The sequence below is a fragment of the Clostridium sp. AF28-12 genome, assembly GCF_003435225.1.
GTDB lineage: Bacteria > Bacillota > Clostridia > Lachnospirales > Lachnospiraceae > Pilosibacter > Pilosibacter fragilis.
In genome coordinates this window covers 54,453-68,486 of the sequence record NZ_QWGJ01000006.1, presented here as the reverse complement: position 1 = coordinate 68,486, position 14,034 = coordinate 54,453, and the positions used below count along the sequence as shown (strand labels likewise).

Genomic DNA, 14,034 nt, shown 5'->3' with positions numbered 1-14,034 from the left:
AAAAACGCCTGTCAGTCCGGGACATTTCCCAGATCTGGCAGACGCTTTCCTGTCTCACTGCCCCGGTATTTCAGGACATCAGAAAATGCATCTGATAGGAATCGAACCTACGCACGCGGCTCCGGAGGCCACTGCTCTATCCACTGAGCTACAGATGCATCTCTAGTAGTATACAATAGTTTTCTGATTCTTGCAAGGGGATGGGAATTATTTTTTTCAAAAACTGAATGTGGACACACATACAAAATTAATGTTCCCCGTCCCTGCTCACGCCTCGTGAAAACAGCAGCCAATTTTCTCCATATTCCAGCCTGTCTCATTGATTTTTCCTTCCGATTCTGCTACAATGGCATGGAACTTTTTGATAAGAGCGCACAAACAGGAGATATAGAAAAATGAATGTAACAGATTTTAACTTTGAACTGCCGCCGGAACTGATCGCGCAGGATCCGCTTGAGGACCGCGCTGCTTCCAGGCTGCTTGTATTAGATAAAAAGACCGGCGAGATGGAACACCGCCATTTCCGCGATATTTTAAAGTACCTGAAAAAGGGTGACTGCCTCGTTATCAACGACACAAAAGTTATCCCGGCACGTCTCATGGGACATAAGATTGGAACTGACGCAGGAATCGAAGTTCTCCTTTTAAAGAGAAAATCCGACAATGTCTGGGAGACCCTTGTAAAACCGGGCAAGAAGATGAAAGTTGGCGCAGAAGTTTCCTTCGGTGACGGACTTTTAAAGGGAAAAGTTATCGATGTGGTCGATGAGGGAAACCGCCTGATCCAGTTTGAATATGACGGAATCTTCGAGGAGATCCTCGACAAGCTCGGCCAGATGCCGCTCCCGCCATACATTACACACCAGTTAAAGGATAAAAACCGTTATCAGACTGTATATGCCAAGAACGAGGGTTCTGCGGCCGCTCCGACAGCAGGACTGCATTTCACAAAAGAACTTTTGCAGGAGATCGAGGAGATGGGTGTTAAGATCGCTCATGTAACTCTCCATGTCGGTCTCGGAACCTTCCGCCCGGTAAAGGTTGACACTATCGAAGAGCACCACATGCACTCTGAATTCTATATCGTAGAAGAGTCCGAGGCGAAGAAGATCAACGATACAAAGGCAAATGGCGGACGTGTGATCTGCGTTGGAACCACGAGCTGCCGTACCCTGGAATCTGCAACCGGCGATGACGGGATCCTGAAAGCCGGAAGCGGCTGGACTGAGATCTTTATCTATCCGGGATACAAGTTTAAGATCCTGGATTGCCTGATCACAAACTTCCACCTTCCGGAATCCACGCTTGTCATGCTCGTGTCCGCACTCGCAGGACGGGAACACATCCTGAATGCATATCAGGAGGCGATCAAGGAGCGGTACCGGTTCTTTAGTTTTGGAGATGCAATGTTTATTCACTAATGTATATTGAATTTATATTTTACATATGATAAAATGCCAATCGGCTAAAGAGATGTGACTCCTCTGTTCGAGTGACAAAAAGCAAACCCCCAGTGTGGCTGCACCGGGGGTTTTTTATCTTTCTGTCACCAGTATAAAAGGCGGTAACATCTCTCATTAAAGCATATAAGAACGCTTAATCTGTATACTCAAGTATCAATCTAACGGAAATACCACCGTAAGAAGCATCTTAAAATCTTCCTTCGCGAATACCGCATGCGGCTTTTTCGCCGGCATCACGAGAACATCTCCGGCTTTACAGATATGCTCTACATTGTCCACAGTAAACTGACCGGTGCCCTCGATCACATGTACCATGGCATCGCCGATGGAGTCGTGGGTGCTGATTTCCTCGCCTTTGGAGAACGCGAATAATGTCAGGCTGACCGCCTTGTTCTGGGCGAGAGTCTTGCTGACGATCTGCCCCGGTTCTGCGTGGATCTGGTCTGCAAGATTTAAAACCGTTTCATGATCAATATTTTTAATAAAAGCCATTTTTCTTTTCCTTTCCACCCGGATCTTCCCATGATCCGTCTCGTAATTTTAGTTTACCACGATATTTCCCTTTTGTATGTTGTAAATACAACTGTTTTTTGTCTGCATGTCAATTTCAAAGGGCGATTCTTGTGAATCATCACGATTGATTTTCGAACAGGATTTCGGTAAAATACACCTATCCTTTCATTTTACGTCCCGTGGCTGCCCGGCATCCTGATTTTTAGCCGGGCCAATCTAAGCAGTATGAATATCCGCTTCCCGCCGGGCCGCTGCAAAAAACATTCTAATTTCTATTCTTCAAATCAAGAAAACAAATCTATCGATCTAAAAACACATCAGGAGGTATTACAATGAACTACGAAGAATTTTGTGCCGCACTGCAGGAGGAACTTTTTAACAGGCTGGACACCAGCTACTCGATCCACAGGGAACATGTGCTCAAAAACAACGGCGTTGTTCTTGATTCCCTGGCTCTCTTAAGATCGGAGAAACACTGTTCCCCCGTGATCTCCCTGGAGATGCTGTATGAACAATTTGAAAAAGGCCGCACACTGGCAGAACTCTGTGAATATATGATATCGATCACCGACACACAGCTTCCTGTTTCCGTGACAAGTCTCACTTCCTTAAACAACTTTGAGGAATTACGAAACCAGGTTACCTGGCGGCTTATCTCCCGCGATAAAAACGCGGAGCTGTTAAAAACGATTCCCTGGATCCCTTTCCTGGATCTCGCGGTGATCTTCTCCCTGATCATCCAGTCTGAAGGTGAAACCCAGATCAGCTCTGTCATCACGAACACTGTATCTGCTTCCTGGAATGTGACGGCGGAAGAACTTTTTGCTCTCGCAAAAGAAAATACACCTCGGATTTTTTCTGCAAGTTTCCGCCGCCTTGAAACGGTGATCAAGGAATATTTCCCCGGAGCTGCCGACTTTGTGTCCGAAGACTGCCCTGTTCCGACGCTCTATGTCCTCACGAACGATGCTGCGCACAACGGCGCCGCCTGCGTCCTCTATCCTGATAAATTAAAAGACCTCGCGGACGAGTTTGGAAGTGATCTTCTCATCCTTCCATCCAGTATCCACGAGGTTCTGATCCTCGCTGATTCAGAAAATTTTACGGAACATGACTATCATGTCTTCTGCAATACGATCAAAAATGTCAACCGCGAATCGATCCAGCCGGAAGACTTTCTCTCTGATAACATGTATCTGTATCGCAGGGAAACGGATAAGCTGCAGATCTTTACGGAATCTCCTTGTGGTTCTTCCGCAGACTCGGCTACATGTGTTTAAGTGCAGGCAAACGTTGCTGCACAGCACACATTCTACCGCCGTCAACCAGCCAGTGAACCTCACATGACTAAAGCCACATGCTTCTCAGCCGTTTTAAACGGCAAGACCGGATACCGGCGGATACGCCTGAAACTTAGAACTGCGCAGATATGCGCATCCTCCATGCCGGGTACGGCTGGGTTCCACATAACAGGTAGTCCTCCGGATATCTGCCTGTGTTTATGCAGCTTTCGAACATCCATACTCATTCTGAAGGATGAGCAGGTCAGCATAAACGCATGAGGTTCTGCGCTTCACCGCAGGTACTTTTGCCTCCAGTGAAGACCTTTCCGTTTCCGGTAAGGTTTTTATGATTTCCCGAATCCAGTATCTCGCTCCGATATTGTAGGATGCTGACAGATCACAGTTATACTGTTTTCCAGATTGGAAAACACACAGGCTGTGGTTCTTCGGATCTCGGCTGACCGGTCCGCTTCCATCATACGCCAGACGGCTGGTATTCCATGCGCAGACACGGGACACACGGATCCCATACCGGTGTGCTTTGTGTTCACACATAGTCTGGATCTCCCGTTTTTTCCAAAGATGCAGTTTCTGTCGTTTCTTTCCTGAAATCTTTCCCTTCATTTCCAGATACTCAAACACGATCACATCCGCATGATTCTCACGGGCATATTCTGCGATCGACCGGGCAGTCTTTCTGGCAAGTTCCGTATTCAGACGTTTCGCATACGCCCATCGGCTTCCGATCTGCCTGGAACCGTGTTCCTTCTGGAATCTCCGGATCCTTCCGAGTACATGGGACAGCCGGTCTTTTTCACTGTGGAAATTGATAAATTTCCGGTTCAGGACAGTTCCGTCTGACCGCATGATACTGCAGACTGCATCCGTATTGATCCCGAGATCCACACTGCAGATGATCTGATCCTTTACAGATGTTTTTGATAATGTAACTTCTTCCGTATAAGAAAAGCGGAGAAAATATTTCTGACGTCGTTTTTCCAAAACCGGAGCAGAAGACTTTTTTCCGGACCAGTGCCTACGCAGGTACTCCATATCCGTATGAAGCAGACCTGCGCGGAACCATTTCCAGTCATGACCATCATAAAGTTTCAGGCAGGCCGCGTCTTCACTCTCTTCTCCTGGTTTGTACATGACATCCTGATAAAATACCGGCATCGCATGGTTTTCATATACAAGCTTCGGTTTTCCGGAAATCGCTCCATTTTTCCACTGTTCCAGCCTTGTATGGTACGAGGAAACACTCCTGAGCGCATGCTGGATCGCCGCTCTTCTCAGATATGACGGCATTTTCGGAAAACGGGCATCGAAGTCAAATCTTGCATGATTCTTCTTTGTTTCATGTACCAGATGTTCCGCCTCGTTAAATCTCCGTTTTATCTGATCGATCATGGATAACTCTGTCCATACGGTCTCATATATCTCCGTCAGACAGCGGACCGCCTCCCGGTAAAGCGCCAGCGTATGGCGGATCGGGATATTCTTATTTTTAATTTCCGCGCCATAGCTGGATACGACCTGCATAGGTTTCCTCTACTTTCTGTTCTCTTTTTCTTTCTGTCCTTCGATATAAGCCATGATCTGTTCCCGGCTTCGGTCACTGACGGTCACAGCGCAGTAAGATGGGTTCCAGAGATGTCCGCCCCACAGTTCCCTTTTCAGTTCCGGATGTGCAAGAAACAACTGTCTCGCAAGATTTCCTTTCATGATCTTGATCATATCCGAAATAAAGAACTGCGGTTTACAATCCAGTAACAGGTGGATATGGTCCGGCATTACTTCCATCGCAAGGATCCGAAATTGATATTTTTGCGCGATTTCCTGCAACATTTCTTTGCAATCCTGATCTACACCATTGGCCAGAACTTTCTTCCGGTATTTCGTGCACCAGACCAGATGATATTGAAGCGAGTACACATATCCTCTACCCTACGAAAGAGTATTTTCTTTAATAGTAAATATATCTTTTTCCATATGGATATTATACCATATGTTACTCAGCATGTAAACATACGTTCGATATTATTGTAAATAAATAGCGCACCTAACTCATCACTGAAGTAACGAGAATGCGGTGCGTGTTTTTCAATTTCGTCTCGCATGACTTCCTTCATGATAAAGATGCACAAGGTTGACAACAGAATCTGTGATAAAGATCGCCAGGGCGATCGCGCCTGCCGTGTGAAGCGTCGAGATCAAGTAACGGGTTGAAAGTGTCTGGTCTCCCTGGATCAGGTAATATACTGTACGGTAGATTCCTGCTCCAGGCACAGACGGAAGGATTCCTGCGATGAGGAATACCGTCACCGGTGCTTTCATGATCCTGGCAAGAATATGACTCAGAAACGCTACCGCGAGGATCGAAAAGAATGCGGCCTGGAGTGTTGAATGAGTCAGATTATTGATTATTAAATATGCCCACCAGGCAAATCCGCCGGAAAAAGCCGCGTACGGAAGGAACTTTTTCGGAGTCTCCGTCAGAATGGAGAACATCGCGACCGCCCAGAACGCGCTGAATACCTGTATGATCATAAGAGTCCTCCTTCCATGCTGCGGGCTACAAGAAGTCCCGCACCAACTCCAAACGCAACTGCAAGTCCCACAACGATCGCTTCCAGAATTCTGGCGGATCCGGCTGCGTAGTCCCCGTTTAAGGTATCACGGATCGCCGTTGTAAACGTTACTCCCGGGACAAGCGGCATGACAGCGCTGACGATGATCGTATCTGAATTCAGTCCCGGATAAGAGTGGCAGATCGTCATGGCTGAAAACGCAAGCACAAACGCTCCAAACGCGTTAAAGCAGAAATCGTTGAATTTCAAGGTTTTTCCAATCCATACGGCTACTGCAAGACAGACACCAACTACCGCTGCCGCCAGAAAGTCTCCTAGGGAGCCGCCGAACATAGGCGCAAAGAACGCCGAAACACCAACATATCCCAGTCCCTGAGTCAGCCAGTCATACTGGACCGTCGTTGGTGCCTGGATCTCCTGCAGTTGTCTTAGCGCCTCCTCCACCGTGATCTTTCCCTCACAGAAATGGCGCGATACATCGTTTACCAGGCAGATCCGGTTGATGCTGGTGCATCTGGCCGCAACACGCTTGACGCGGGTCAGCGGTTCCTTATTTGGATCGCTCAGCGTGACAAAGATTCCCGTTCCATATACGATCGTTTCCGTCTGTTCGTACTCCGATCGTTTCAGCATATGATTCATGGTGTCTTCCACCCTGTAGATCTCCGCTCCGCTGACAAGCATGAGCTCACCCGCCAGCACCACAGCTTCCAGCAGTGTTTTTTCGTTCATTTATTACCCCTTTTTTAACCCCTTTTATTTTTATAACCGCTATATAACCCATTTGCTGCAAGATCCACTATTGTAAATCTTCTGCCAGGCATGGCAGCAGTTATAGTTTCAAGATTTTTTTGATCAGAACAGGCGGCTTCCGATCTGGAATACAAGAAATGCCGCCGACCAGGCAAGCACAAGCTGGAACATGACCATCCCCAATGTCCATCTCCAGGACTGTGTTTCCCTCTTGATCGTTGCGATCGTCGCAATACACGGTGTATAGAGAAGGCAGAATACCATGAGCGCATAAGCGTTCACTGCTGTGAATCCTGTTCCCCCAAGGATTCCTAAGAGTTCCGCCATTCCAGCTGCCGAATTGATATTGCCGATCCCATAAAGAACAGACATACTCGAGACAACGACCTCCTTTGCGGAGATTCCGGAGATCAATGCTACCGCAATCTGCCAGCTTCCAAGACCAACCGGCTTTAGTACCGGCACAAGGATCTGTCCGAATTTTGCCGCAAAGCTGTCCGCCACATCAGAAATAAATCCCGCCGGTCCCACATTCATGACAAACCACAGGATGATCGATGCCAGGAAGATCGTTGTCCCCGCCTTTGTCAGGTAATCTTTAATTTTTTCCCAGACATAGATCGCCACAGTTCTGAGATTCGGAATCTTATATTCCGGAAGTTCGATCAGAAGAGCATTCTCAGTTTTATCGTCTGTCATTCTATGTACAATAAGCGCGATGAGGATCGCCATGGCAACCCCCACCAGATAAAGGGAATATGCCACTAACATTGCCGATTTCGGGAAGAACATATCCGCCAGCAAAACATAGATCGTAAGTCTCGCTGAGCAGGACATAAACGGTGTGATAAGGATCGTCTTCAAGCGGTCTCTCTGATTCTCCAGCGCCCTGGTCGCCATGACCGCGGGAACTGTACAGCCAAATCCCAGCAGCATCGGCAGAAACGCACGGCCGGAAAGTCCGACCAGCCCCATTGTCTCATTCATGACATAGGCGACTCTTGCCATGTATCCGCTGTCCTCCAGGAACGCAAGCGCAAGGAAAAGGATAAAGATGTTTGGAAGAAATGTCAGGATTCCTCCAACTCCTGCCAACGCACCATCAACGACCAGGGAAATCACCCAGTCGGAAGCTCCCGCTGAATGAAGCCCGGACAAAACACCGCGCGACAGCAGTTCCAGTCCCTGCTCAAAGTATCCTTTCAGAAAATCCCCGACTGTGAATGTCAGGAAAAAGACTAATGCCATAATTCCAAAGAACGCTGGAATTCCCAGGATCGGATGAGTCAGGATCTTATCCACCTGATCTGTCATATGTGATTTTTCTTCTTTATTAAACAGACATTCCTTGATTACTGATTCCACGTAATCGTATTTTTCATTGATAATCTCTTTTTCGAAGCTTCTCGGCACGATCTGTTCCAGTTCGACCGGATGGTCCTTCAGGACTTCCTTGTCATATTCGAGCATCTTGATCGCATGCCAGCGCAGATTTGTGAGATCCGGATACTTCTTCCGCAGAAGGTCTTCTACCCGCTGGATCCGGTCCTCGATCTCCCTGTCATAGCGGACGATCACGCCCTGGGGACCTTCCTCATAATGATGTACCACAGCGTGCATCAGCACGTCAAGTCCTGTGCGCTTTCTCGCGGAGACCGGAACCACAGGGATCCCGCCAAGCATCTCAGGAAGTCTGTGAAGGTCGATCTCCATCCCACGCTCTTCAATGATATCCATCATATTGAGAGCCAGAATAACTGGTTTCTTTAATTCTAAAAGCTGCATCGTCAGATAAAGGTTCCGCTCCAGCGATGATGCGTCTACAACGTTGACAATTACGTCCACGCCATCTTCCTCAATGCACCTTCTTGTGACGAGTTCCTCCATCGTATATGAAGTAAGGCTGTAGATTCCCGGCGTATCGATCACACGGATCTTCCGCCCTTTATAGCTCGTCTCTCCTTCCATCCGCTCGACTGTAACGCCGGGCCAGTTTGCGACCTTTAATTTTGCTCCCGTAAATGCATTGAACAGCGTAGTCTTTCCACAGTTCGGATTTCCTACAAAGCAGACAGTAATTGGTCTCTCCCCCGTGCTCATGATGCCGCCTCCTCTTTTACCTCAATTCCACCGGTAATTCTTCTTCCCAGTGCAAGGCGGGTTCCACGGACTTTGATGATCATGGTTCCGCTGTTTTTCTTATTCATCACAAGAAGAGGCGTATTCTCATTTACCCCCAGCGCCTCTAAACGCCGGTTAATTGCCTCATCCACATGGACTGACTTGACCAGATACGTCGCGCCAATATTTCCTTCATATAGTTTCATCCTGTGTCCATCCTTCACTATCATAATTGACAGAACCGACTCTGTCATCTGGAAATATTGTATTCTTGTTGAGAATAATTGTCAATAAGTGTATCCTGGCACATTCGTCCGCCTGGTACGGGCAGAAGTTACCAATTATCTTAATTTTTCTCCAGCTCCAGCAGCATCTGCTTCACTTCCTTCATCCGGTCACGCAGCTTTGCGGCCTCTTCGAAATTCAGTTCTGCTGCCGCCTGGCGCATCTTCTTTGTGAGTTCCTTTGCAAGCTTCTCCAGTTCCCTTGCGTCCATGGATTCCGGATCTTTCCTGAACTCTTCTTCGCCGGCACTGGCAGCCCTGGAGATTGCGATCAGATCACGGACCGCTTTCTTTATGGTCTGCGGAGTGATTCCGTGCTCCTCATTGTACTTCTGCTGGATCTCACGTCGGCGGTTCGTCTCGTCGATGGCGGCCCGCATGGAATCGGTAATGGAATCCGCATACATGATCACATGGCCTTCGGCGTTTCGCGCGGCACGTCCGATCGTCTGGATCAAGGATGTCTCCGAACGGAGGAATCCTTCCTTATCTGCATCCAGGATCGCCACAAGTGTGATCTCCGGGATATCGAGTCCCTCTCTGAGGAGGTTGATTCCCACAAGAACATCAAAGACATCCAGACGCATATCGCGGATGATCTCGGCGCGCTCCAATGTGTCGATATCCGAGTGCAGATATTTTACGCGGATCCCGGCTTCCCTGATATAATCCGTAAGGTCTTCCGCCATACGCTTTGTAAGCGTTGTGATCAGGACCTTGTTGTGTTTTTCTACTTCTTTATTGATCTCGCCCACAAGATCATCGATCTGTCCCTCCACTGGTCGCACGGAGATCTCCGGATCAAGAAGTCCTGTCGGACGGATGATCTGCTCCGCGCGGAGAAGTTCATGGTCCGCCTCGTAAGTGGACGGGGTTGCGGACACGAACATCATCTGATTGATATGGGTCTCAAACTCCTCAAAATTCAATGGGCGGTTATCCAGGGCAGACGGCAGGCGGAATCCATAATCCACCAGTGTCTTCTTTCTCGACCGGTCACCGAAATACATGCCGCGGACCTGCGGAAGCGTGATATGGGACTCGTCCACGATAATCAGGAAATCATCAGGGAAATAGTCGAGCAGCGTACACGGAGGCTGTCCCGGTGCAGATCCCACAAGATGACGGGAATAGTTCTCGATTCCCGAACAGAAGCCTGTCTCTCTCATCATCTCCACATCAAAATTTGTCCGTTCCGCGATTCTCTGTGCCTCCAGAAGCTTGTCCTCACTCTTAAAAAAGGTTACCTGTTCTTTCATTTCCGCAAGGATATTTTCCGTTGCCCGCATCATCTTTTCTTTCGGTACAACATAGTGGGACGCCGGGAAGATCGCCACATGTTCCAGCTGCGCTTTCACCTCTCCGGTCAGCGCCTCGATCTCCATGATCCTGTCCACCTCGTCCCCGAAGAACTCGATCCGGTACGCCTCGCTTCCAGAATAAGCCGGAAATACTTCCAGCACATCACCTCTTACCCGGAAGCTTCCGCGCTTGAAATCCATCTCATTTCTCGTATACTGGATGTCGATCAGCTTATGGATCACCTCATCCCTGTCCTTCTCCATTCCCGGGCGCAGGGAGATCACCATGTTCTTATAATCGATCGGGCTTCCTAAGCCGTAAATACAGGACACGGAGGCCACGATAATCACATCATTCCGCTCCGACAGTGCCGCCGTCGCAGAGTGGCGCAGCTTATCGATCTCATCGTTGATCGCGGAATCCTTCTCAATATAGGTATCCGTAGACGGCACATACGCCTCCGGCTGATAGTAATCATAATAGGAGACAAAGTACTCCACCGCATTGTTCGGGAAAAACTCTTTCATCTCCGAATAAAGCTGCGCCGCCAGCGTCTTATTGTGAGCGATCACCAGCGTCGGCTTATTGAGCTGCTGGATCACATTCGCCATCGTAAACGTCTTACCGGATCCGGTCACGCCAAGCAGCGTCTCAAACTGATTCCCCTCTTTAAATCCCTTCACCAGCTGCTCGATCGCCTGCGGCTGATCTCCGGTGGGCTGGTATTCTGATACTAATTCAAAATGATCCATATGATTTCTCCTGACCTATCCATGATATTATTAGAAGCAGTGCAAAGATCCCAACGGCGAAGCCGATCTGGAATGTCTCTCTGCCTCAGGCTATGAATGTACGGAATCGTTTCATTCTTAGTATATTACCTGTCCAGTATAGCATTCAAGCTAAAAAAAGTACAGAACAAACCGAATGTTTGTTCTGTACTGTATTTGCTGTCCGCATTCCTATCTCGCAAACCAATCCTTCATACACTGAAGCACCTGCACCAGCTCGTCCTCCTGGATCACATACGGCACCATTGCGTAGAGGTAGTTTAAGAACGGACGGCTGAACACACCTCTCTTGTAGGCATACTCCTGATATCCTTTTAATACGGCCGGATCGTAGACTTCGACGCAGACGCAGCCGCCCATGATCCGGACTTCGCGGATCCTGGGGTCTGTGAAGCCCTTCATCTCACGGCGGGTCACAGCTTCGATCCTTTTGATCTTTTCCATGTAGTTCTGGGTCTCGAACAGTTCGATCGATGCCAGGGCCGCGCTGCACGCCAGCGCATTTCCCATGAATGTCGGTCCATGCATCAGGGCATGTTCCGGAACATCATCGTAGAAGCCCTCAAATACTTTCCGGTTTGCCACGGTGGCAGCATGACCGATATATCCGCCTGTCAGTGCCTTTCCGAGAACCAGAATATCCGGGAGGACCAGATCCGCCACGAAACGATTGCCGGTCCGGCCAAATCCAGTCGCCACCTCATCGAAGACCAGAAGAACACCGTACTGGTCACAAAGCTCTCTCGCCTTCTTTAAGAAGGAAACGTCATACATCCGCATGCCGCCCGCCCCCTGTAAAAGCGGTTCCACCAGCACACAGTTCAGTCTGTCATGATACTTTTCAAAGGCCTCTTCCAGGGCCGTGATCTCCGTCGGAATGTGGACCACATACGGGCTTGCCCCGTAAGCTTTCAGCACGAAATGGTAATCCTCATCGTCTCCCGCTTCCATCGTCTTAAAGGTGTCGCCGTGGTAGGCATGCTCCAGGGCCAGGATCATGGTCCGCTTCTCATCTCCCCGGTTCATATAATACTGCAGCGCCATTTTTAACGCCACTTCCACCGCCACACTGCCGGAATCGGAAAAGAAGCAGTAATCCAGATCCCCCGGCAGCCAGGACGCCAGTTTCTCTGACAGCTTTCTCGCCGGTTCGTGGGTCAGCCCGCCCAGCATGACATGGGAAAACTTCTCCACCTGGGAGATGATCGCCTGGTTGATCACCGGGTGCTTATATCCGTGGATCACGCTCCACCAGGATGAAACCGAATCGATCATCTTCTGATCTTTCGTATAGAGATATACCCCGTTCGCGTCCACGATCTCGTAGGGCGCCTTCATTGTTTTTAACTGTTCATATGGATACCAGATCATCGTTTTCTTCTCCTTCATCTTAACATGGACTCCCCGGTCCCTTTCCTGCCCCGCTGCTGCGGGTGGGATTCCCGGGAGTACGTCAGCACTTATCGCTTCCTATATAATCTCGGCATATTCACGGTCATTTTTCCGCAGTCTCATACAGCGCTTTCAAATCCTCCGCGTCCATGGAAAGCTCCGTGTCACCGTCCGCCACACAGGCAACCACAGGAACTCCTGTATAATACTCGCACATTTTCCAGTTGTCCTCATGGAGCACATCTCCCTGCTTATAGTGATTGAAAATGATCCCCTTCAACGGGATTCCCTGCTCTTTGAGGTAGTACGCGGTCAGCGCCACACCGTTGATCGTGCCGAGTCCCGCGTCCGCGATCATCAGACACCCAAGACCGCAGGCTTTGACTACCTCCGGCAGGCGGATATCCGCCTCGTCAAAGCAGAGCGGGCAGAGGATTCCGCCGCTTCCCTCCATCGTCACATACTCGTACTCCTCACAGACCTTCTGAAAGCCCGCCAGCACAGTCTCCATCCGGACCGGATTTCCCTCGATCCTTGATGCCAGGTGCGGGGAGACAGCTGTCTCGTAGACATATGGACACATTTCCTCAAGGGACTGGCGGATTCCGGACATGTTTTTTACCTGGAGCGCGTCCCCCGGGATCAGGCTGCCATCCGGCCGTCTCTCATTGCCGCTCATAGCAGCCTTATAGTAGGCCGCGTCCGCGCCGCTCTCCCGAAGTTTTTTCACGATCAATCCCGTCACATACGTTTTTCCAACATCCGTTCCCGTTCCTGTAATAAAAATATTTCTGCTCATTCCCTATCCCAGTCTCCCTTCTTTGATCATTGGGATCATCCGTTTTCCGATGACTGCCGCCAGAATGCACAGTGCAATATCTCCCGGAACCGCCAGTAAAAAGCAGTATAAAAACAACGGCCAAAGACCGATCGGCGTATTTATGACGAAATTGCTGATCACATAATAGTAAACCATTCCAAATGCATACACGATAAAGAGTCCGATGAAATCTGCCGCCAGCAGGCGTCTGTAACCAGGACGGCTCTTCTCATTCGCGATCTGTCCTGTCACATAGGCTGCTACAGCGAATCCGATGATGTAGCCGAAGCTCGGCTGAAAGATATAGCCCGGTCCGCCGCCCTGGGTGAAGATTGGAAGTCCCACAAGTCCCAGCACAATATAGACCACGACCGCCAGCGCCCCGTTCACAGGGCCCAGCAGCAGCCCCGCCAGCATCGTAAACAAAAACTGAAGTGTAAACGGAACTACCGGAACAGGAACTTTGATAAATGCCCCTACCGCGATCAATGCCACAAACATTGCACACAGCACAAGGTCTTTCGTTTTCATATGTTTCAAAATTATTTCCTCCTGAATTTTCTGGTTGCTCAAGAAATCTGAAGCATTTCCCTTTTCCTGTATATGCGCATCACTCTTCCGTTCTTTCCATACCTTCTGAAACAGCGGCTGCCGTCTTCAGAACCCGGGTGGTATTGCAAAGATGGACTTGTAGGAGCATAACATAGAATTTTCGCATTGT

Annotated in this window: 13 protein-coding genes and 1 tRNA gene; 2 read left to right on the top strand and 12 right to left on the bottom strand. The window is 49.1% G+C overall.

What is annotated here, in order from left to right:
* Positions 1 to 86: 86 nt before the first annotated feature.
* Positions 87 to 158: transfer RNA gene (locus DWY93_RS07165), tRNA-Arg, on the bottom strand.
* 237 nt (positions 159 to 395) lie between these two features.
* Between DWY93_RS07165 and queA the strand changes: the two genes are divergently transcribed.
* A complete protein-coding gene (gene queA / locus DWY93_RS07160; RefSeq protein ID WP_117472090.1) occupies positions 396 to 1,421 on the top strand; it encodes a tRNA preQ1(34) S-adenosylmethionine ribosyltransferase-isomerase QueA in 1,026 nt (341 codons plus the stop codon).
* Between the two features lie 195 nt (positions 1,422 to 1,616).
* On the opposite strand, the gene DWY93_RS07155 is transcribed toward queA, so the two are convergent.
* Entirely contained in the window at positions 1,617 to 1,955 is a 339-nt protein-coding gene (locus tag DWY93_RS07155; RefSeq protein WP_117472088.1) for a cupin domain-containing protein, read from the bottom strand.
* 353 nt (positions 1,956 to 2,308) lie between these two features.
* On the opposite strand from DWY93_RS07155, the gene DWY93_RS07150 reads away from it, so the two are divergent.
* Entirely contained in the window at positions 2,309 to 3,256 is a 948-nt protein-coding gene (locus tag DWY93_RS07150; protein WP_117472086.1) for a DUF5688 family protein, read from the top strand.
* 219 nt (positions 3,257 to 3,475) lie between these two features.
* Here the strand turns inward: DWY93_RS07150 and DWY93_RS07145 are convergent, their stop codons facing one another.
* The 10 genes from DWY93_RS07145 to DWY93_RS07100 all read right to left on the bottom strand — a co-directional run bounded on the left by DWY93_RS07145 (position 3,476) and on the right by DWY93_RS07100 (position 13,844).
* Entirely contained in the window at positions 3,476 to 4,801 is a 1,326-nt protein-coding gene (locus DWY93_RS07145) for an IS200/IS605 family accessory protein TnpB-related protein (protein ID WP_117472084.1), read from the bottom strand.
* Between the two features lie 9 nt (positions 4,802 to 4,810).
* Positions 4,811 to 5,194 carry an IS200/IS605 family transposase gene (gene tnpA, locus DWY93_RS07140; RefSeq protein WP_117472082.1) on the bottom strand — a complete coding sequence of 128 codons (384 nt, stop codon included), beginning with the start codon at positions 5,192 to 5,194 and terminating at the stop codon, positions 4,811 to 4,813.
* A 168-nt stretch (positions 5,195 to 5,362) separates the two neighbouring features.
* Positions 5,363 to 5,809, bottom strand: coding sequence for a threonine/serine exporter family protein (locus DWY93_RS07135; protein ID WP_117470780.1), 447 nt, complete (start codon positions 5,807 to 5,809; stop codon positions 5,363 to 5,365).
* The gene (locus DWY93_RS07130) at positions 5,806 to 6,582 is read right to left on the bottom strand and encodes a threonine/serine exporter family protein (RefSeq protein ID WP_117470779.1); all 777 of its coding nucleotides are present in this window, start codon (positions 6,580 to 6,582) and stop codon (positions 5,806 to 5,808) included. Before DWY93_RS07130 ends, DWY93_RS07135 begins: the two co-directional genes overlap by 4 nt.
* Before the next feature lie 123 nt (positions 6,583 to 6,705).
* A complete protein-coding gene (feoB, locus tag DWY93_RS07125; protein WP_117472080.1) occupies positions 6,706 to 8,703 on the bottom strand; it encodes a ferrous iron transport protein B in 1,998 nt (665 codons plus the stop codon).
* Positions 8,700 to 8,930 carry a FeoA family protein gene (locus tag DWY93_RS07120; RefSeq protein ID WP_117470777.1) on the bottom strand — a complete coding sequence of 77 codons (231 nt, stop codon included), beginning with the start codon at positions 8,928 to 8,930 and terminating at the stop codon, positions 8,700 to 8,702. Before DWY93_RS07120 ends, feoB begins: the two co-directional genes overlap by 4 nt.
* Before the next feature lie 140 nt (positions 8,931 to 9,070).
* Positions 9,071 to 11,062, bottom strand: a complete 1,992-nt coding sequence (gene uvrB, locus DWY93_RS07115; RefSeq protein WP_117472078.1) for an excinuclease ABC subunit UvrB — start codon at positions 11,060 to 11,062, stop codon at positions 9,071 to 9,073.
* 210 nt (positions 11,063 to 11,272) lie between these two features.
* Positions 11,273 to 12,472: an adenosylmethionine--8-amino-7-oxononanoate transaminase gene (bioA, locus tag DWY93_RS07110; protein ID WP_117470805.1), complete on the bottom strand. Its 1,200-nt coding sequence runs from the start codon at positions 12,470 to 12,472 to the stop codon at positions 11,273 to 11,275.
* Between the two features lie 124 nt (positions 12,473 to 12,596).
* Complete coding sequence (bioD, locus tag DWY93_RS07105) at positions 12,597 to 13,292, bottom strand: dethiobiotin synthase (protein ID WP_117470775.1); 696 nt, start codon at positions 13,290 to 13,292, stop codon at positions 12,597 to 12,599.
* Positions 13,293 to 13,295: 3 nt separating this feature from the next.
* Positions 13,296 to 13,844, bottom strand: coding sequence for a biotin transporter BioY (locus DWY93_RS07100; protein ID WP_117470804.1), 549 nt, complete (start codon positions 13,842 to 13,844; stop codon positions 13,296 to 13,298).
* Positions 13,845 to 14,034 lie beyond the last annotated feature (190 nt).

Excerpts from the sequence above, each read along its gene's own strand:
- queA (WP_117472090.1), top strand. The coding sequence starts at position 396 with ATGAATGTAACAGATTTTAACTTTGAACTGCCGCCGGAACTGATCGCG.
- DWY93_RS07155 (WP_117472088.1), bottom strand. The coding sequence starts at position 1,955 with ATGGCTTTTATTAAAAATATTGATCATGAAACGGTTTTAAATCTTGCA.
- DWY93_RS07150 (WP_117472086.1), top strand. The coding sequence starts at position 2,309 with ATGAACTACGAAGAATTTTGTGCCGCACTGCAGGAGGAACTTTTTAAC.
- DWY93_RS07145 (WP_117472084.1), bottom strand. The coding sequence starts at position 4,801 with ATGCAGGTCGTATCCAGCTATGGCGCGGAAATTAAAAATAAGAATATC.
- DWY93_RS07135 (WP_117470780.1), bottom strand. The coding sequence starts at position 5,809 with ATGATCATACAGGTATTCAGCGCGTTCTGGGCGGTCGCGATGTTCTCC.
- DWY93_RS07130 (WP_117470779.1), bottom strand. The coding sequence starts at position 6,582 with ATGAACGAAAAAACACTGCTGGAAGCTGTGGTGCTGGCGGGTGAGCTC.
- feoB (WP_117472080.1), bottom strand. The coding sequence starts at position 8,703 with ATGAGCACGGGGGAGAGACCAATTACTGTCTGCTTTGTAGGAAATCCG.
- DWY93_RS07120 (WP_117470777.1), bottom strand. The coding sequence starts at position 8,930 with ATGAAACTATATGAAGGAAATATTGGCGCGACGTATCTGGTCAAGTCA.
- uvrB (WP_117472078.1), bottom strand. The coding sequence starts at position 11,062 with ATGGATCATTTTGAATTAGTATCAGAATACCAGCCCACCGGAGATCAG.
- bioA (WP_117470805.1), bottom strand. The coding sequence starts at position 12,472 with ATGATCTGGTATCCATATGAACAGTTAAAAACAATGAAGGCGCCCTAC.
- bioD (WP_117470775.1), bottom strand. The coding sequence starts at position 13,292 with ATGAGCAGAAATATTTTTATTACAGGAACGGGAACGGATGTTGGAAAA.
- DWY93_RS07100 (WP_117470804.1), bottom strand. The coding sequence starts at position 13,844 with ATGAAAACGAAAGACCTTGTGCTGTGTGCAATGTTTGTGGCATTGATC.